The sequence below is a fragment of the Paraburkholderia phenazinium genome (assembly GCF_900142845.1).
GTDB classification, from domain to species: domain Bacteria; phylum Pseudomonadota; class Gammaproteobacteria; order Burkholderiales; family Burkholderiaceae; genus Paraburkholderia; species Paraburkholderia phenazinium_A.
Window position 1 is genome coordinate 2968369 of sequence record NZ_FSRU01000002.1, and the last position, 19385, is coordinate 2987753.

A 19385-nucleotide genomic window follows, 5' to 3' on the forward strand; every position below is an offset into this window, starting at 1 on the left:
CGTCGGTGTTTTCCCGGAATAGTAGGCGTCACGAAGCATTCATCTGTCGCGTCATGCAATCTTCTAGTGCCGCATGCAAGAATCCGGTCTCTTTGGCGACTGTCTCGAATATGTAGCGATTCCGCATATTGCCGCTCTGCAGATCCGCGCCGTAGCGGTCCACGCCCAATAGTTCGAGATCAGCCGGTCGCTGTGGATGCGTGTCGAAAAACGCCAGCAATGCCTCCTCTTCATCTAACGCCAGGGGTTCGAGGGGATCGAGTTCATTGCCGTCGAGCCAGCCCATCGCGCCAAAGCCGCCGATATAGCGCATTCGTTCCAGCGTCATCACCCAGAAACTGAAGTCGCCGAGCGCGAGGTAACGCTCGGCGTCCGGGTGATAGCGCAGGTAACGCCGCACTGCGGCGGGCGCCGGTTCCATCCTCTCGAACGCGCCTAACAGGGTGAGGCGCTGACCGTTGAGCACGTCGCCATCCGGAGCGTGCGAAACGAGAAAGCCCGCCCGCGCATCCGCCTCCAGGTTGCGCGTGTGTTCGGCAAGGCGGCTCACCAGGATCGTCGGACGATGTCGCGCGTCGGGCGCAAACGGCAGGATCGACGGATACGGGAAACCCTCGGGCTGACGCGAATGCGTCGCGAGCGTGCCGGCAGCGGCCCGGTGCAGCAGATGAAGCGGAGCGTGAGCGGGAATATTCAAGTGCGCGTCCTCGATGGATGGCGAATCGTTGCGCAAATCAAGGCAGCGATGCGTCCATCATTCTGAATGAATAGGAGAAGATATTAGTGCAGCGCAAGCCTGCACGACCCCGGCGGCTTCGTTAGAATCGAACCTTCGCTTTCAGGCGGCTTTCTTGAATCCGCCTGCATCCTCGCTCACTTCCTGTTGCCCGCCCACGAGACTTCTGTGTCCGACCGCTCCCCCGACCTCTCTGCGCTTCCCGCTGCTCATCGCGATCTGCCGGCCGCGTCGCTGCGTCGCGCCCGCATCGCGACCATGGCGCTCTTCTTTATTGCCGGGATGATGTATGCGTCGTGGGGGGTGCATGTGCCGACGGTACGCGACCGCTTCCATCTGAACCCGGCGCTGCTGTCCTTCGCGTTGCTGGCGGTGGCGGGCGGGTCGATTACGGCAATGGCAACCAATGCGTCGTGGATTGCGCGAGTCGGCACGCGCCGCGCGTGTCTCAGCGGCGGGCTGATGATGGCGGCCTGCGCAGCGCTGATTCTCGTCGTGCCCGCCTACTGGATGCTGCTGATCGTGCTGGCGGTGTTCGGCGCCGGCATGGCCACGCTGGACGTCGCCATGAACGCCGAAGCGAGCGCCGTCGAGCAGACGCTGGGGCGGCCGATCATGTCTGCGCTGCACGGCATGTTCAGCGTAGGCGGCATGGTGGGCGCGGCTGTGGGCGGAGCATTGCTGTCGCGCGGGATGGCGCCCGAGATGCACCTCGCGTTGACCGCGACGCTAAGCGCACTCGTCCTGCTGGTGGCCTGCCCGGCCGTCTTGCCGCACGTGCCGCACGCCGACCACCCGGATTCCGCCACGCCGCGCGCCAACCGCTGGCGCTCGCCTGCGCTTTGGGCGCTGGGGGCAACCGCACTGGTCGCGCTAATCGCCGAAGGGGCGATGTACGACTGGGCGACCGTGTATATGCGCGATGTCGTCCTTGCCACGCCGGCGCTTGCGAGCGCGGCCTACGCGGCGTTTTCCGGCGGCATGGCGGCGGCCCGCTTCGGCGGCGACGCCGTGCGCGCCCGGTTCGGTGCGCCGCAACTCGTGATGGTGAGCGCCTCACTCGCCTGCGCGGGGATGATCGGGGCACTGCTGCTGCCCTATCCGTTCGCTGCGTTGACCGGCTTCACGCTGATGGGTCTCGGGCTGGCGAACATGATGCCGGTGCTGTTCGCGGCCGCCGCGCGGGTCGAAGGCATTCATGCGGCCGAGGGACTCGCGCATGTGGCGGGGCTCGCGTACTTCGGACTGCTGCTGGGGCCGGTGATCATCGGCGGGGTCGCGCAGGTGACCAGTCTGCCGGTTGGGTTGTCGGTGGTGGCGGTGTGTTCCGCGTTGATCGCGTTCGCCGGGCCCAAGGTTTTGCGGCGCCTGAAAATCTGATCTGGGCCGGGGCCGCACGCTGGTTGGCAGCGCGTCGGATTGGCTGGAATGCGCGGCCTTACGTAACGTTACACCCACGGGACGCGAGGTCTTGTTCCGTGACACATCACTGTGTGCAGCGGGCATCGGGCTCTTCATCACATCCGGCACACCCTTGATTCTTCTGGGTTTGCTCTGCATGACCGATCACGTCGTACAAATGGCATAGGGCTTGCAGTTAGCTCCCCCACCGGTTTAAAGACAGGGGAGCAAAAACATGAAGCGCAATTTCCAGATGACGGCCATCGCCATGTGCGTGTCGTCAGTGATGATTCTCCAAGGCTGCGGGACAACGGTGAATAAACCACCGACAGTCGGCAGCGGTTCGGGAAGCGGTACCTTAGGCACGGGCGGGGGTTCGGGCGCTGGGTCCGGTTCGGGGTCTGGGTCGGGTTCGGGTTCGGGCGGGGGTACGCATACGCCGACGCCGACGCCGACTCCGACTCCGACTCCGACTCCGACTCCGACGCCGACGCCGACGCCGACGCCAACGCCGACGCCTACTCCGACGCCTACTCCGACGCCCACACCGACGCCGACTCCGACGCCGACGCCGACTCCGACTCCGACTCCGACTCCGACGCCAACACCGACGCCGACTCCGACACCCACGCCGACTCCGACTCCGACACCGACACCGACACCGACACCGACACCGACACCGACGCCGACGCCGACTCCGACTCCGACGCCGACGCCGACGCCGACGCCGACGCCGACGCCGACTCCGACTCCGACTCCGACTCCGACTCCGACTCCGACGCCGACGCCGACGCCGACGCCGACGCCGACGCCGACGCCGACGCCGACGCCGACACCAACGCCGACACCCACGCCAACGCCAACACCCACGCCCACACCGACACCAACGAGCGCCAACCCCATCGGCGTCGTCGTCCAGAACACCGGCAACGTCGTCACCGCCACCGGCCAGACCGTCTCGTCAATCGGCAGCCAGATCGGCCTCACCCCGATCCCCGGCGGCAACTCCGCGACCACCGCCGCGCTCGGCAACGTCCTGTCCAATCTCGGCAATGGTGTCACCGCCGTCGGCATGGGCGCGACCAACGGCCTCGGCCAGCTTGGCGCCTCGGCCAATCCGCTTGGCGTCACCCTGTCGAGCAGCGGCAACCTCGTCTATGACGCCGGCCAGGCCGTCAACAGCGCCGGCCAGCTCGTCACCAGTCTCGGCACCGGTCCGACCGCGGCCCTCAGCCCGTTGACCACCCCGCTCGGCAGCACGGTCTCCACACTCGGCAACGCCGTCAGCGGACTCGGCACCCAGCTCGGCACGGCCCTCTCCACCGGTCCGATCGAGCAGGTCACGCAGTCGGTCAGCACCGTCATCACGCCGATCACCACCACCGTCGCCCAGACGACGCAGACCATCGGCAACACCACCGGCCTCGGCGCGCCGCTCAACGGCCTGCTCTCGACCATCGGCCATGGCCTGGACAGCGCAGGCAGCCAGATCAGCAGCGCAACCGGTAACCCGATCGGCCAGAACCTGGGCAACGTGGTCACCAAGCTCGGCGACACCGTCACGTCCGCCGGCGGCCTGCTGACCGGCGGCACGGGTGGCAATCCGCTGGCGCCTATCACCGGCATCCTCAGCGGCGGTACCAACCCGCTCAGCGGGACGCCGCTGGCACCGCTCACCAGCATCCTGACGGCCTTGCCCGGCACGCTGAGCGGCGGCCTCACCGGCGGCAGTTCGGGTAACCCGCTCGCTCCGCTCACGGGTGTGCTGACCTCGGTGACCTCGTCGCTGACGGGGGCACTCGGCGGCGCCAGTGGCGGCTCGGGCAGTCCGCTTGCGCCGCTGACCGGCATCCTGACCTCGGTCACCGGTGCGCTCGGCGGGGCCAGCGGCGGCTCCGGCAATCCGTTGGCGCCGGTCACCTCGGCGGTCTCGTCGCTGACCGGTGCGCTGGGTTCGGCAACCGGCGGTGCGACCGGATCCGGTTCGTCTGGCGGATCGGGTTCAGGCGGGTCCGGCTCAGCCGGCAACCTGCTGGCGCCGCTCACGGGCCTCGTCTCCTCGCTCACCGGCGGGCTGACCGGCGCGACCTCGGGTAGCGGGTCCGGTACCACGGGCGGCCTGCTCAGCGGACTCGCAGCGAAAAAATAACGACAGTAGATAAAAAGAAGCACTAAGGGGGGCGGCGGGCCGGGCAACCGGTCCGCCGTTTTTTTATCGCGCGGACGCGAACAACCCCTCCGCCGATCGGGCCGTCCGCGGCGGCGACCTATTTCGCGCGGGTCGCGCGCACCGGACCGACTGTGTTGCAGTGTTTGAAAGTGCGATCAAGACCGGCTCGGCGCGCCGCTTTGCGGCGAGTGAGATCGCTAGAAACGCGCCGCGTTGCGTTACGTTACACGCGCCGGACGCGAGGTTTTGTTCCGCGACACATCGCTGCTCGCAGCGACTGCCGGAATCGTCATCACATCCCGCACACCCTTGATTCTTCTAGGTTTACTTCGGACGACCGATCACATCGCACGAATGGCATAGGGCTTGCAGTTAGCTCTCCATCAGTTCAATGACGGGGGAGCAGAGACATGAATCGCAATTTCCAAATGACGGCCATCGCCATGTGCGTGTCGTCGCTGATGATTCTTCAAGGTTGCGGCACAACGGTCAACAAACCGCCGACAACTGGCAGCGGCGCGGGAGGCGGTACGGTAAGCACGGGCGGGGGTTCGGGTGGAGGCTCGGGTGCCGGTGGTTCGGGTGGAGGCACGTCGACACCGACTCCAACTCCGACGCCCACACCGACTCCGACACCTACTCCGACACCGACGCCAACACCGACGCCGACGCCGACACCAACGCCGACACCGACACCCACACCGACGCCGACACCCACGCCAACACCGACACCAACGAGCGCCAACCCCATCGGCGTCGTCGTCCAGAACACCGGCAACGTCGTCACCGCCACCGGCCAGACCGTCTCGTCAATCGGCAGCCAGATCGGCCTCACTCCGATCCCCGGCGGCAACTCCGCGACTACCGCCGCGCTCGGCAACGTCCTGTCCAATCTCGGCAATGGCGTCACCGCCGTCGGCATGGGCGCGACCAACGGCCTCGGCCAGCTTGGCGCCTCGACCAATCCGCTTGGCGTCACCCTGTCGAGCAGCGGCAACCTCGTCTATGACGCCGGCCAGGCCGTCAACAGCGCCGGCCAGCTCGTCACCAGTCTCGGCACCGGTCCGACCGCGGCCCTCAGCCCGTTGACCACCCCGCTCGGCAGCACGGTCTCCACACTCGGCAACGCCGTCAGCGGACTCGGCACCCAGCTCGGCACGGCCCTCTCCACCGGTCCGATCGAGCAGGTCACACAGTCGGTCAGCACCGTCATCACGCCGATCACCACCACCGTCGCCCAGACGACGCAGACCATCGGCAACACCACCGGCCTCGGCGCGCCGCTCAACGGCCTGCTCTCGACCATCGGCCATGGCCTGGACAGCGCAGGCAGCCAGATCAGCAGCGCAACCGGTAACCCGATCGGCCAGAACCTGGGCAACGTGGTCACCAAGCTCGGCGACACCGTCACGTCCGCCGGCGGCCTGCTGACCGGCGGCACGGGTGGCAACCCGCTGGCGCCTATCACCGGCATCCTCAGCGGCGGTACCAACCCGCTCAGCGGGACGCCGCTGGCACCGCTCACCAGCATCCTGACGGCCTTGCCCGGCACGCTGAGCGGCGGCCTCACCGGCGGCAGTTCGGGTAACCCGCTCGCTCCGCTCACGGGTGTGCTGACCTCGGTGACCTCGTCGCTGACGGGGGCACTCGGCGGCGCCAGCGGCGGCTCGGGCAGTCCGCTTGCGCCGCTGACCGGCATCCTGACCTCGGTCACCGGTGCGCTCGGCGGGGCCAGCGGCGGCTCCGGCAATCCGTTGGCGCCGGTCACCTCCGCGGTCTCGTCGCTGACCGGTGCGCTGGGTTCGGCCACCGGCGGTGCGGCGGGATCCGGTTCGTCAGGCGGGTCCGGCTCGGCCGGCAACCTGCTGGCGCCGGTCACGGGCCTCGTCTCCTCGCTCACCGGTGGGCTGACCGGCGCGACCTCGGGTAGCGGGTCCGGTACCACGGGCGGCCTGCTCAGCGGACTCGCAGCGAAGAAATAACGACAGCAAATAAAAAGAAGTACCAGGGGGGCGGTGGGCCGGGCAACCGGCCCGCCGTTTTTTTATCGCGCGAACGCGAACGACATCGCGCCCGCATCACAGCGCATTGCGCGCCTAGAGTTCGTGATACGTATCGTAGGTATTGCAGAAATCGTTGCGCACGACGAAGTTCGTATAGGTCATCGTGACAGAGGCCTCGAGGCCTTCCACGTAATGCCACCAACCGATCGGCAGGAACAGCAGGTCGCCGGGCCCGATCGTGCATTCGATCAGGTTCGCCTGCTGCAAAGCCGGAAAGCGCGACGCGTCGATCGCACTGCCGTCTACCTGCGAATAACAGTGCAACAGGTTATACATGTGCGGCGTATCCGACATCGGCACCAGCTTGACCCGCTTGCGCCCGATCACCTGCGCCATGAAATTATTGGTCAGGTCATGATGAAACGGCGTCTTCGTGCCGGCCGGGCCAAACCAGAAAAAGCCGGTATCCGGCGACGCGGGATCGAGATACTCGCGGATAGTCGGCGCATCTGCCCACAACGCCGCTAGCGACACGCGATTTTGCGACGTGTTGTTCGCCGTCATATAAAAGTCATTGGTCGCGCCACTGCCTTCAACCAGATCGACATACTCGCGAAACGGCATGGTTCGCTTCAGATTCGGCTGGTTGATCTCGTAGTTCGGATCGGCGTTGCGACCGAACTGCACTTCCACTTCGCAATCGCCGCAGCGCGCGCGAAAGTAATCGAAATTCCATTGCTTACGCGCCGGCCATGCATCGAATGCGCCGGTGATAATCACCGGCCGGTTCTGAAAGTAGTACTGCTCAAAGAATTCGTCACGCGAGAGCCGCTCGCGCCGTTCGACTTCGCCGCCACGCTCCCGCATGCGGCTCAACTGGCCATACACGGAAAGCGTCCAGTCGCGCTTGCGCAAACGATTGCGCAGACGCGTGCCGCCCTGAAGATACGGGCTCGCCAATGCGGTGTTGATTTCGAGCGCCGCTTCTTCGGGATTGAATCCCTGTTGCAACAGCGCGGCATGCAAGTCGGGCGGCGGCGCGCCCAGCAGCAGATTTTCGGCTATCCAGCGGCGCCAGTCGTCGATCGATCGGGTCACGGTTTGTCTCCCCCTGCGTTGATTCGTCCTATCGTTAGACTCTCATGCAAGCGCCCAAAAGAAAAGGCACGCGTTTCTAAAAAACGCGTGCCTTGAATCATCCGGCAGACGGCAGGTGAAACACCTACCGTCATGCCATGTGATATTTACATCTTGACCACGTCGAGCAGCGTCTTCTTGCCGCCCTTGTAGTTGTACAGCGAGATCACGCCGTGCTGCAGGTCGCCGTGCGAATCGAACGTCGTTTCGCCAATCACGCCCTTGTAGTCCGTCGTCGGCATGGCTGCCAGGATCTTTGCCGGATCCGTCGAGTTAGCACGCTTCATAGCGTCGACGATGATGTACACAGCGTCATACGTGAACGGAGCGTAGATCTGGATCGGTTGGCCAAAACGCTTTTCGTACTTGGCTTCGAACGCCTTGCCGCCAGCCATCTTCTCGAGCGCCATACCGGCTTCCGAGCAGACGATGTTGTCGGTTGCGTCGCCAGCCAGGTCCGACAGCTTGTCGGTACACACGCCGTCACCCGCCAGAACCTTCGCACGCAGGCCGAGCTGCTTGGCTTGCTTAGCGAACGGGCCGCCGGTTGCGTCCATGCCGCCGTACATGATCGCGTCAGGGTTTTCGCCCTTGATCTTCGTCAGAATGGCGCGGAAGTCGACAGCCTTGTCGTTAGTCGCGTCATGCGACATCACGTTCATGCCGAGCGACTTGGCGGTCTTCTCGAACTCGTTTGCCAGACCCTGGCCGTAAGCCGTCGAGTCGTCGACAATCGCGACGCTCTTCACCTTCAGGTCCTTGGATGCGTAGTTAGCCAGTGCCGGGCCTTGTTGCGCATCGGTCGCGACGACGCGGTACGTCGTCTTGAAGCCCTGTTGCGTATAGGCCGGGTTCGTTGCCGACGGCGAGATCTGCACGATGCCTGCATCGCTATAGATCTTCGAAGCCGGAATCGAAGTGCCCGAGTTCAAGTGGCCGACCACTGCAACCACCTTATCGTCGACCAGCTTCTGCGCAACTTGCGTTGCCGTACGCGGGTCAGCTGCGTCGTCTTGTGCGTCCAGTTCCAGCGTAACCTTCTGGCCGCCAATCGTCAGACCCTTGGCGTTGATCTCTTCAACTGCCAGACGAGCGCCGTTTTCGTTGTCCTTACCCAGGTGAGCAATACCGCCAGTAAGCGGTGCGACGTGGCCGATCTTGACGACCTCGTCCGCCACCGCGCCCGTTGCCAACGACGCAAACAACATGGCCGCAGCGCTGATCGGCAACAGCTTTTGAATCTTGATGTTCATGTAAGTCTCCAGTTTCGGTCCCAAAAACAACGTAATCGCCCTGTGCCCCGCTTCCTTCTCGTGTCGCTCAATCCCGTGGACGACCACGCCGGTTGCATCGTTATGCACTTGGCCAGCACGTGAACCAGTCTGTTTGTGGCAGGCGGCTATGCGTACTTGCGCGCAAGTGTAGGCTATCAAATTAATTTGTGGGATTTTTTTGAGGAAGTGGGATGAACACCAATAGCGTTTATCCCATGAGGTTGAATGGAGAACCGGTGGCCACCCCGGAAAGCACCAGCCCATGCGGGTTTCCGCTAAGCGAGGCGAATTTTTCGGCGCGCCTGCCTAAAGGGTTTTTCGCGCATAAACCGTTAATTGGCCGAATAAGGATTGCGTGGCGGAAACAAATCCGCCACATGCGCCGCGCCGCCTCCAGCCTCGCTGCACGGCCTTTCTTTTAGTGGCAAACTGACCGCCCGCTGCGGGCATTGCCCGCCTGCACCCATAGTCATTTGAAGGAGAGCAACGTGAGCGTGACTTCCCGATGGATCGACATTCCGGCCGGCAATGAAAGCTTCCAGGGCTATCTCGCGCTGCCCAAAGGCGGCAAGGGTCCGGCCGTCATCATCATTCAGGAAATCTTCGGCGTGAACAGCCATATCCGCGCGGTCGCCGACCAGTACGCGCAAGATGGCTACGTGGCGCTCGCGCCGGACATCTTCTGGCGCACCCAGCCGCGCGTCGAGCTGACCTATGCCGGCGCCGACCGCGACAAGGGCATCGAAATCCTGCAGAAGACCGACGTGGGTCTTGCCGTGGCCGACATCGGCGCCACCGCCGCTGCGCTGCGCGCCCTGCCGGAAGTCACCGGCAAGGTGGCGGCAATCGGCTACTGCTTCGGCGGCCGCCTTGCCTACCTGACCGCCGCGCAAAACACGATCGACCTCGGCGTGAGCTACTACGGCGGCGGCATCCAGAACCTGCTCGACGAAGCAGCGAAGATCAAGGTGCCGATGCAGTTCCACTACGGCGAACTCGATCACGGCATTCCGCTGGAAGCGGTGGGACAGGTGCAGGAACGTTTCGCCGGTCGCGGCGACGCGGAATTCCACATCTATGCGAATGCCGATCACGGCTTCAACTGCACCGACCGTGCGTCGTACAACCAGCATGCCGCCGCGCTCGCACACGGCCGTACGCTGACGTTCCTCGGCGAGCGTCTCTAAGTCAGTTACGCTAGCGATACGCGAGGCTCATCCGGCGTGCTATCCGACTACCTGGCCCATGACGCAATCGGCCTCGCCACGCTGGTCCGCACCCGCGAAGCCAGCGCGCGCGAATTGCTCGACATCGCGATCGCGCGCGCCGAAGCAGCCAATCCCGCCATCAATGCCATCGTCCTCAAGGACTACGACGCGGCACGCCAACGCGCGTCACGCAGCGATGCTGCGCGGACGCCCGGCGACGGCCCGTTCGCAGGCGTGCCCTATCTGATCAAGGATCTGGGTGCGCCGGTTGCGGGTTTACGGATGTCGATGGGCAGCCGCCACTACCGCCACTTCGTGCCCACCGAAGACGCGCCGGTCGTCGCCCTGGCGCGCGCCGCCGGCCTCAATATCTTCGCCAAGACAAGTACCTCGGAACTGGGCCAGATGCCCTACACCGAGCCTGAACTGTTCGGCCCGTGCCGCAATCCGTGGAGCCTCGACCACACGCCAGGCGGCTCGAGCGGCGGTGCCGGAGCCGCGGTCGCCGCCGGCATCGTGCCGCTCGCGCATGCTTCCGACGGCGGCGGCTCGATCCGCATCCCCGCCTCCTGCTGCGGTCTGTTCGGCCTCAAGCCATCGCGTGGACGCGTTCCGGGTCTCTACGCTCCCAGCGCCGGCGAGCTAGGCGTCGATCATGCCGTCTCGCGCAGCGTGCGCGACAGCGCCCTGCTGCTCGATTTCATGACCGGACACACGCAGCATCAAGCCGTGGGCGCACCCGGCACGTTTCTCGGCGCGCTCAGCGAACCATGCGCGCCGCTGGCGATTGCCTACGTGACGGACCCGATGCTCGCGCCCACGCTGTCCGCCGATGCTCGCGCCGCGCTCGACGACGCGGCGCAGCTCGCGGCATCGCTCGGACATCATGTCGAACCGGTCACGCTCGGCATCGACTTCGAAGCGGTGCGCCATGCCTTCCTGATGCTGTGTTCGGTGACAACGCGCGACATGGTGCTGAACGCCGAGCGCATCACCGGCCGCAAGCCCTCGCGCGACGAGTTCGAAATTGCGACGTGGGCGATGGCGCAAATCGGCCGCAAACTCGGCGAACGTGCGTTGCCCGCCGCCCTCGAGGAACAACGCCGCATCACCGTCAAGCTCACCGATCTGCTGTCGCGCTACGACGTGATCCTGTGCGCGACGCTGGCCTCTGCGCCGATCAAGATCGGCGAGATGCAGCCGACCCAGAGCGAGCGCATGCAGATGCGCGCGGTCACCGCGATGCCGATCGAACCGCTGTTGCGAAAGATGCTGGCGGAAGCCGCCGACAAGGCATTCGCCTGGGCCGGTTGCACGGAGGTGTTCAATCTGAGCGGACAGCCGGCGATGTCGGTGCCGCTGTACTGGAATGCACGCGGCCTGCCGGTGGGCGTGCAGTTCGCGGCCCGCGAGGGCGGCGAGGCCACATTGTTGCGGCTCGCTGCGCAACTGGAAGCGGCGCGTCCCTGGTTCTCCAGAAGACCGCCCTTGATGCCGGCGCGCTTCTGAACGCAGCACGCGCCAAAGCGTGCGCTCAGCTCAGGCGTGTTTGCGGCGCGCGTCGAGATCGGCGTGACGCATGCCGGGAATACAGGCGAGCGCGACGGTCGATAGCGCGAGTCCAGCCATCACGTAGTAGATAGGCGCGAGCGGCGAGCCGGTAGTTTTGGTGAGCCAGGTAACGATGAACTGACCAAAGCCGCCGAACACCATCACCGCAATGTTGTATGCGAGCGAGAGTCCCGTAGAGCGCACGTTGGCCGGAAACAGCTCGGCAATCAGCGCACCGAATGGACCGTAGTAGCCGGACAGCGTGATCGAGAGAAGGGCCTGCACCAGAATCAGTTTGGACACACTCGGTGCCGCCGCAAGCCACGAGAACAGCGGATAGATGATCGCGAGGGTCAGCACCAGCGACCACATCGACAGTCCCTTACGGCCGATGCGGTCCGACCATGCACCGGTCAGCGGCGAGAGCACCATCAGCAGCAGGTTGCCGGCAATCACCGCATAGAACGACTGCGCATACGGCAGCTTCAGTTGCTTCACTGCGAAGGTGGGCAGATAGCTGATCAATACGTAAATGGTGACCGTCAAGGCGATGACGGTGCCCAGTCCGCACACCACTTCGCGACTATGGTTCGTGAACACTTCACGCAGCGTCGCGCGACGGGCGGTCTGTTGGGCATGCAAAAACGCTTCGGAATCAGCAAGGTGGCGGCGGATATAAAAGCCGATCGGGCCGATTACGAGCCCAAGCACGAAGGGCACGCGCCAGCCCCACGACTTGAGAGCTTCCGGCGACAGTCCATGCGTAATCAGTGCGCCCACCACCGCGCCGAGCAGCAAGGCGGCCGCCTGGCTCGCCATCTGCCAACTGCCGTAAAAGCCGCGCTTCGAGAACGGTGCGGCTTCGATCAGGAGTGCAGTTGAACTGCCGAATTCGCCGCCGGCCGAGAAGCCCTGCAGCAGACGGCCGAACACGATCATCAGCGGCGCGCCGATGCCGATGGCGGAATACGGCGGCGCAATCGCCAGCAGCAGGATGCCGAGGGTCATCAGCGCAATCACCAGCGACAAGGCCGCCTTGCGTCCCGCACGATCCGCGTAAAGTCCCAGCACGATGCCGCCGACCGGCCGCATGACGAACGCGACACCGAAACTGGCGGTGGTGAGAAGCAGCGACGAATAATCGCTGCTGGTGGGGAAGAAGAGCCCGGCGATCACCACGGTCATCAGACCGAATACGGTGAAGTCGTACCACTCGAGCGCGTTGCCGATAACCGCTGCTGTCACCGCTCGCGTGTTGAGGCTCCTGGATGCCGCCATCAGAATCTCCAGCCTTCGAAAAGTATCGCGCGCGGTGTTGAAGATGGGCCGCTCGACGCAACGACGCGCTGCTGCCATGCCAAATGCATTGCGAGTGTAAAGATCGCTGTAACGGTTTTCAAGCTGCAAAAAGGCGCCGGCCGCTCGCTGCGGCCGGCGCCTTCATCCATCAGCGGGAGAACCGTGCCGTCATGCTGCAGCGCGTTTCGCGCGACAGGTCCGACACGCGGCCCTCAACGGCATCTCATGCCTTCTTGTTGTATGCACTGCACCAACCCTTGGCCGACACCTGCTTGCCGCCGAACATCGGGCAGCCGCCCCACGGATCGGCGGCCTTGCCCTGATAGAAGCTGCAGTTGCCGCAGTCCTGGCCGGCGGCGTACTTGGCGTATTTGGCCTTGTCGACCTGGGCGGCGTCCTGCTTGTAGCCGAGCGCCTGAGCGGTCGGATCGGCTTCGGTGACTTTGGGAGCGTCGGCAAAGGCCTGGCGCGACAATGCAAGCGTCGACGCGACGCCGATGCTCGTAATCAGGAAACTACGACGGGATGACTTCATGGGGACTCACTCCATTTTGTATTGGGCTCAACGCCGTTCTGACGACAGCGGTCCTCAAGCATAGCAATGAAGCCCCCACGCGTGACGGCTCAAATGATAGAGATAAGCGAATGGGTAGTTCGGCGCATGACCGTGTCATAGGCGCTGCCCGCGCCGACTGCGCGTGTTGCGCGCTCCGGGCCGCAGGCCGCGATCGGTTCAGGTGCGGCCCACCAGTTCGCAGACGCGCTGCGCGATCGCCAGACACGCGGTTAGCCCCGGCGATTCGATCCCGAACAGGTTGACGAGGCCACGCACGCCGTGTGCAGCGGGGCCCTGAATCACGAAGTCGGCGGCGGGTTCGCCCGGACCGGAGAGCTTGGGACGAATGCCGGCATAGGCCGGTTGCAAGGCGCCGTCGGGCAGCGCGGGCCAGTAGGCGCGAATCGCCGCATAGAAGGAATCCGCCCGATGCGGATCGACGTCGTAGTTGATCGCGTCGACCCATTCGACGTCCGGACCGAAACGCGCCTGGCCGCCGAGATCGATGGTCAGATGCACGCCGAGACCCGCCTCGTTCGGCATCGGATAGATCAGGCGGCTAAACGGCGCGCGCCCCGAGATGCTGAAGTAGTTGCCGCGCGCCAGATAGAGCGGCGGCACATGGCGGGCATCGAGTCCTCGAATCTGCCGGGCCAGCGCATTGGCCTGCAGCCCCGCACTGTTGATCACGCACGCCGCGCTGATCGTCGTGGGCGCCGCGCCGCCTACCTTCACGACGAAGCGTCCGTTGCTCGACGTGATCGCTTCGACCGGCGCGTGGAACGCGCACACTGCGCCATCGCGTTCGGCGTCGCCCTGAATCGCCAGCATCAGTTGATGACTGTCGACAATGCCGGTGCGCGGCGAGAACACCGCCTCGACGCATTCGAGCGCCGGCTCCAGCGCCTGCGCCTCAGCGCCGCCAATGCGCATCAGGTCGAGCACGCCGTTTTCCTTGCCGCGCGCCATGATGCTTTCGAGCTGCGGAATCTGGTTGCGCGAAGTGGCCACGAGCAGCTTGCCGCAACGCGAATGCGGCACGCCGTGTTGCTCGCAGTACTCGTACAGCATCTCGCGGCCGCGCACGCAGAGTGCTGCCTTCACCGAGCCGCGCGGATAGTAGATGCCCGCGTGAATCACTTCGCTATTGCGCGAGCTGGTGCCTACGCCGATGGCTTCGGCCGCCTCCAGCACGATCACTTCGTGGCCGCGCGCCGCGAGAGCACGCGCCACCGCCAGGCCCACGACACCGGCGCCAATCACTACACACTCGATCTGATCCATGTCCCTTGACGCGGCCTACCGCACCGCGCGCTGCCTCGTCCACCTGATGAAGATGAAGACAGGATGTGGCCGTTTGATAAGGCTCGCCGCTCGCTGCCGAACGCATCCTGCACACATGACAAAATTGTACGGTGCGGTACAGAAACGAATGCCCGCAGTCGCGACGACTGCGGGCATCGGATCGGGAACCAGCCCTGATTCTGCGTGTTGATTCTGTGTGCCGCACGGCTTCAGTGTACGCCGTCGAGGGACGAGGCGCTCGCTTGATACGAGCAGACGGCGGGTTCAGGTGGTTTTTACGGCGCCTCAGTTCTGCACGGCGGCGCGATTGAGCGAGGCATCGCGCTCGGCACTGGTTCGCACCGTATTGATCTGCACACGCGGCACGGTATAGCCGCCGGTGGCGAACTGTGCGGGATATGCGGGCGCGTTCGGATTCATGCTCAGTTCGCCGTCGGCGCGCGCCTGCGCCAGTTCGGCCCGAACCTCGGCACGGGTCTTCGGGGCATTGTTCGCAGCGGCGGTGTCCTCGCCGGCGAAGGCGGGCACCGCAACGGCGGCGGAAATCAGCAAGGCAGCGAAGGGAGCAAAGCGAGCAAAGGGGGCGAGTTTCATGATGGGTTCCAGATTCGTCAGTACCGTTGAATCGACTGAGATGCCGCGCCGCCGTTTGCGCACCGCTGCATGTCGGGACAACCCAGTGTAGGCCACGACTATCAAAAATTTATTCTGATTGGGCCAATTAACAGTTACATCCAGGACAACAATCGTGGCGCCCGTGTGGTCGATTGCGCTCAGGATGGGCACGCCGCGCGCGGTCCCTCCGACCAACAAAAAACCGCCCGAAGGCGGTTGTTCGCGGTGGAGCGGTGAGCCTCGCTCAAAAGCCGATCGGTTTGCGGCGGTTGCCGTAGTCGAGCCGGATATCGTCCGCGCCGATCCAGTCGCGGCCGTCGATCCGTGCCGCCCCGAAGCCGTTCAGAATCGCGCGGCGCATTTCCCGCGGCGAGGCATGTTTCAACGCATCGAGCGCGGCATCGCCCAGTTCGCCGGGAAAGCGCAATCCCCAGCCATGGGCCGTGCGGATTTCATCGTAGATGGATTGGGCGATGCGCCGCGCACCGTCGCGATCCGGCGGCGGGATCTCGTAGACGTTCATGCGGTTGAGGATCGGCTCGGGGATCGAGCGCTCGTCGTTGGCCGTCGCGATCCAGATGACGTGACCCGCGTTGATCGGGATCTCGGCGAATTCATCGATGAAGGTTTGCGCCGTGTCGTGCTCCAGCAGCGCATACAGCGCGCCGAGCGGATCGTATTGCGAGTCGCCGGTGGCCTTGTCGATTTCGTCGACGGCAATCACGGGGTTCGCGTAGCTGCCATGCACGAGTGCATCGAAGACCTTGCCGGGCTTGGCGTTCTTCCATTGCGACGACGCCCCCGAGAGAATCCAGCCCGCCGTCAGCGAACTCATCGCCACGTAGTGATACGACGTGCCCAGAAGCCGCGCGAGCTGCTTCGCAAAATGCGTCTTGCCGATGCCAGGGTCGCCGAGCAGCAGGATCGGCATCAGTTCCAGCCGATCCTCGGTCTCGAGGCACAGCGCGACCTGCTTGCGCACGTCGTCGAGCGGTTCGCTGAAGTTGGGCAGCGCCTCGACCAGATCGTCGATAGAGGGCATCCGGTTCGGCTTCACGCAGAAGCGCAGATTGCCGATCTTCAGCATCTTTTCGTAGGTAGTGCGCAGCGCGTCGTTGGCGCCGTCGCCGAGATCGTTCAGCGCGGTTTCAACCCGCTCGAGGTCATAGACCTTGCTGAACGACGCCACCGCGATTTCCTGTTTGACCATTGCTGTTGTCATAGCTCACCCCGTCGTGCTGGTCTTGCCGCTACGGCACCGGTGAGGCGCCGTTTCAAGTCCAGTGTAACGAGGCCATATTCGTGCGCAAGCCAGCAGCCATGCGGGTCTGCTGCTAACACGCGCAGTGGGCTATCGGCACAGCCTGGTTGAATGGGCCGAACTCATCCTCATCTGATACGAAACGCATTGTTGCTGAACCCGGTCCCGACATTCGTGTCAGAAAGACGTTATGCCCATCAGGCGTAAGATGGGCGCCTGTCACCCAGCCGGACACAGCGCTCCCGGAGAGCCGTCAACCATGTGGAAATCCAGTCTCGTCGCCGTGCTGTTCGGCACATCGTTATTCGCTCAGGCCCAGCAACCGGCCGACCAGCAGGTCGTGCAGTGGCAGTTGCAGGTGATGCGCGACGGCCAGCAGATCGATGCGTTCGAGGGTGAGACGACGGTCGGCCAGGCGCGCACCGACACGCATCATCAGGTGGTGCAGCACAACGTCGGCTGCAAGGATGCGCCCGCCGGCAGTATCGATCTGACGCGCACGCTCACGGTCTCGCCGATCCAGGCCGACGCGAATCAGGTCACGCTCGCCATCGACGCGCAGGAAACCCTTGAAGATGACAGCGCCCAGAAAACCGATACCGGTTGCAAGCTGCCGCCGCAGCCGCGCCAGGTGAGCGCCAATCATCCGGGTCTGCAAGTGGCTGCCGGCCAATGGGCCACCTGGCAGATCGTCGACAAGAATCCGAACCTGGTGTACCGAATCCGTGCGAGCCTTGCCCATCACTCCTGATATCAACGAACACCGTGGACCACGCGGTATGCGAAACCCCGAAGAACTGATCCGCCCAGGCGTGCAGCCCAAGGACTTCATTGCGGTCAGCTGGAACCTGCACAAAGGGCGCACGCCGCTCGGCTTTCAGGCCTGGCAGGCAATGCAGCGCTGGGTGCAGTCGACCCCCGCCGACGCCTTCTTCCTGCAGGAAGCGATGGCGCGGCGCATGCCGGCGCCGGTGCTCTCAGGCGGGTTCGGCGCACCGCTGCGCGATCCGCTCGACGATGTCTGGCATTGCCAGGCCACTGAAATCGCCCGCTCGGCGGAATTGCAGATTGCGCTAGGGCCGAACGTGTTCAAGCCGTCGTGGCGGCATGGCAATGCGATCCTGTCGCCGCATCCGCTCGATCTCGGCGGCCGTTGGGACATCTCTGCCCACCGCTTCGAAAAACGCGGCCTGCTGGTGGCGCGGGCCACCTTCGCCGGCCATTCCGTGACGCTGCTGTGCGCGCATCTCGCGCTCACGCGGGCGGCCCGTCTGCGGCAGATGACGTGGATTGCTCACTGGATTGCGAAGGAAGCGCCAGAGGGGCCACTCGTGCTCGCCGGCGACTTCAACGACTGGCGCAACGACTCGGTGCCGCTGTTCGGCGAACACGGTCTGTATGAGGTGGCGACATTGCTGGGGGAGTCCGGACGGACCTTCCCGGCGTTCTCACCGGCGCTCGCGCTCGACAAGATGTTCGTGCGCGGCATGAAGCCGGTCGAGTGGATCCAGCCAACGCAGGAGACCGCGTGGCTGTCGGATCATTTGCCGTACATGGCGCGCTTGCGGGTGGAGTAACGCTGCGCGTAGCAGCTTGCGCGCGGATCGACAGCCGTCGCGCTTCGCTTGCGGGTTAGACCCGCTGCGGCGTCCAGTGCACGGTCGCGGCGATCTGCTCATCCGGCATCAGCACGCAGCCGCCTACATGGTCGCGCGTGTCGTCGGCGTTGAAGCAATCGGTGGTGTTGGTCACCGGTTCGACGCACAACAGCGCTTCGCTCGCAGGCGCAAACACCACCAGATGATCGAACGGCGCTTGCGCCGTCAACGTCAGTTGACGGCCTTCGTCCGGCCACGCAATCGTCGCGCTGCGCGACCAGCCGGCGAAGTTGTTGTCGAGATCGAACGCATCGGCGGCCATCCCTTCGCGCATGGCATCGACCGCGGGATGCGGGCCCAGGTGGGTCGGCAGCACCTCGCCGTCCGCGTGCCACATGCCCTGCACCTGCGCATGCACGCGCGTGCTGGCGGTACGCGGGTAATACGGATGATGCCCCATGCCGAACGGCATTGGCCGCTCAGCCAGGTTGTGCGCAGACAACGTCACCCGTAGCGCATCCCCCGCCAGTTCGATGCGCTGCATCGCGCGATAGCGAAACGGCCAGTCGCCTGGCGCGTGCGGATCGGGCTCGTGATCGAAGTGCAGCTCCACCGAACTCGCGGTGCGCGCGCCCACCCGCCACGCGCGACGCCACGCATGACCATGCAGCGCGTGGGCGAACAGGTTGCCGTCGCCGGCGAGATCGACGGTGCGTCCGTCGAACTCGAAACGCGCATCGCGAATGCGGTTGCAATACGGCAGTAGCGGGAAGCTCCCCATGCGCAGCGGATCGCGTGCGGCGAGCGCCGCCTCGGTGGCGGGCCGCAACCAGTGCACTGGCCCAGTGGCCGCCGCCTCGTAGTACGCAGCAATCGAACCGCCGACGTGCGGCGCAACCAGCAGACGCATGGTGCCGCTCGCCAACGCGATCAAGGCGGGATCGTCGAGCTGGAACGCCTCTGTCGCGGCTGGCCGGATCGGATTCAAGGAAACATCGCGCATGGTGAGGATAGGAAAGGCCCTGGGCGGAACGCGGCCGACATGGCCCCGCGCGACCGAGAATCGCACGTCGCAACTCTCAGGTCAATATTATTAGTAATATTTAGTTCAAAATTGCACCAATAGAAAGCCCCGCCAGACGTCCCAAATGACGGGTTTTTGCGCGTTGCCGTCCGCATATTATTAGTGGTACCGTCAGCACGATCGTGCCCTTGGCATTCCCTGTTTTCGCCGCCGCTTCGGCGCGGCCCGCTCAATGAAAAAATCGACT

At 64.6% G+C, this 19385-nt stretch carries 15 protein-coding genes and 1 pseudogene; 7 read left to right on the forward strand and 9 right to left on the reverse strand.

Going from position 1 to position 19385, the window contains the following annotated elements:
* Positions 1–28: 28 nt before the first annotated feature.
* The gene (locus tag BUS12_RS30335) at positions 29–697 is read right to left on the reverse strand and encodes a HugZ family pyridoxamine 5'-phosphate oxidase (protein WP_074301786.1); all 669 of its coding nucleotides are present in this window, start codon (positions 695–697) and stop codon (positions 29–31) included.
* 207 nt (positions 698–904) lie between these two features.
* On the opposite strand from BUS12_RS30335, the gene BUS12_RS30340 reads away from it, so the two are divergent.
* The 3 genes and pseudogenes from BUS12_RS30340 (at position 905) to BUS12_RS30360 (ending at position 6289) form a co-directional block, all read left to right on the forward strand.
* Positions 905–2116, forward strand: a complete 1212-nt coding sequence (locus tag BUS12_RS30340) for an MFS transporter (RefSeq protein ID WP_074301035.1) — start codon at positions 905–907, stop codon at positions 2114–2116.
* An 823-nt stretch (positions 2117–2939) separates the two neighbouring features.
* Positions 2940–4286 (forward strand): annotated as a pseudogene (locus tag BUS12_RS30355) (collagen-like triple helix repeat-containing protein); the annotation flags it as partial.
* A gap of 431 nt (positions 4287–4717) precedes the next feature.
* A complete protein-coding gene (locus BUS12_RS30360; protein WP_074301036.1) occupies positions 4718–6289 on the forward strand; it encodes a collagen-like triple helix repeat-containing protein in 1572 nt (523 codons plus the stop codon).
* 114 nt (positions 6290–6403) lie between these two features.
* Here the strand turns inward: BUS12_RS30360 and BUS12_RS30365 are convergent, their stop codons facing one another.
* Together BUS12_RS30365 and BUS12_RS30370 are read right to left on the reverse strand one after the other, a co-directional pair.
* The gene (locus tag BUS12_RS30365) at positions 6404–7408 is read right to left on the reverse strand and encodes a cupin-like domain-containing protein (RefSeq protein WP_074301037.1); all 1005 of its coding nucleotides are present in this window, start codon (positions 7406–7408) and stop codon (positions 6404–6406) included.
* A 146-nt stretch (positions 7409–7554) separates the two neighbouring features.
* The gene (locus tag BUS12_RS30370; protein ID WP_074301038.1) at positions 7555–8700 is read right to left on the reverse strand and encodes a branched-chain amino acid ABC transporter substrate-binding protein; all 1146 of its coding nucleotides are present in this window, start codon (positions 8698–8700) and stop codon (positions 7555–7557) included.
* 509 nt (positions 8701–9209) lie between these two features.
* On the opposite strand from BUS12_RS30370, the gene BUS12_RS30375 reads away from it, so the two are divergent.
* Together BUS12_RS30375 and BUS12_RS30380 are read left to right on the forward strand one after the other, a co-directional pair.
* Positions 9210–9908, forward strand: a complete 699-nt coding sequence (locus tag BUS12_RS30375) for a dienelactone hydrolase family protein (protein ID WP_074301039.1) — start codon at positions 9210–9212, stop codon at positions 9906–9908.
* Between the two features lie 36 nt (positions 9909–9944).
* The gene (locus BUS12_RS30380; protein ID WP_074301040.1) at positions 9945–11438 is read left to right on the forward strand and encodes an amidase; all 1494 of its coding nucleotides are present in this window, start codon (positions 9945–9947) and stop codon (positions 11436–11438) included.
* Positions 11439–11468: 30 nt separating this feature from the next.
* Here the strand turns inward: BUS12_RS30380 and BUS12_RS30385 are convergent, their stop codons facing one another.
* The 5 genes from BUS12_RS30385 to BUS12_RS30405 form a co-directional block, all read right to left on the reverse strand.
* Complete coding sequence (locus BUS12_RS30385) at positions 11469–12758, reverse strand: MFS transporter (protein ID WP_074301787.1); 1290 nt, start codon at positions 12756–12758, stop codon at positions 11469–11471.
* Positions 12759–13002: 244 nt separating this feature from the next.
* Complete coding sequence (locus tag BUS12_RS30390) at positions 13003–13314, reverse strand: high-potential iron-sulfur protein (RefSeq protein ID WP_074301041.1); 312 nt, start codon at positions 13312–13314, stop codon at positions 13003–13005.
* A gap of 198 nt (positions 13315–13512) precedes the next feature.
* Entirely contained in the window at positions 13513–14619 is a 1107-nt protein-coding gene (locus BUS12_RS30395) for an NAD(P)/FAD-dependent oxidoreductase (protein WP_074301042.1), read from the reverse strand.
* A gap of 306 nt (positions 14620–14925) precedes the next feature.
* Positions 14926–15426: a DUF4148 domain-containing protein gene (locus BUS12_RS39950; protein ID WP_437123883.1), complete on the reverse strand. Its 501-nt coding sequence runs from the start codon at positions 15424–15426 to the stop codon at positions 14926–14928.
* Positions 15427–15499: 73 nt separating this feature from the next.
* A complete protein-coding gene (locus BUS12_RS30405) occupies positions 15500–16477 on the reverse strand; it encodes an AAA family ATPase (protein WP_074301044.1) in 978 nt (325 codons plus the stop codon).
* 298 nt (positions 16478–16775) lie between these two features.
* On the opposite strand from BUS12_RS30405, the gene BUS12_RS30410 reads away from it, so the two are divergent.
* Together BUS12_RS30410 and BUS12_RS30415 are read left to right on the forward strand one after the other, a co-directional pair.
* Positions 16776–17267: a hypothetical protein gene (locus BUS12_RS30410; protein ID WP_074301045.1), complete on the forward strand. Its 492-nt coding sequence runs from the start codon at positions 16776–16778 to the stop codon at positions 17265–17267.
* A 28-nt stretch (positions 17268–17295) separates the two neighbouring features.
* Positions 17296–18093, forward strand: coding sequence for an endonuclease/exonuclease/phosphatase family protein (locus BUS12_RS30415; RefSeq protein ID WP_074301046.1), 798 nt, complete (start codon positions 17296–17298; stop codon positions 18091–18093).
* A 55-nt stretch (positions 18094–18148) separates the two neighbouring features.
* Here the strand turns inward: BUS12_RS30415 and BUS12_RS30420 are convergent, their stop codons facing one another.
* Positions 18149–19117: an aldose 1-epimerase gene (locus tag BUS12_RS30420; RefSeq protein ID WP_074301047.1), complete on the reverse strand. Its 969-nt coding sequence runs from the start codon at positions 19115–19117 to the stop codon at positions 18149–18151.
* Between the last annotated feature and the right edge of the window lie 268 nt (positions 19118–19385).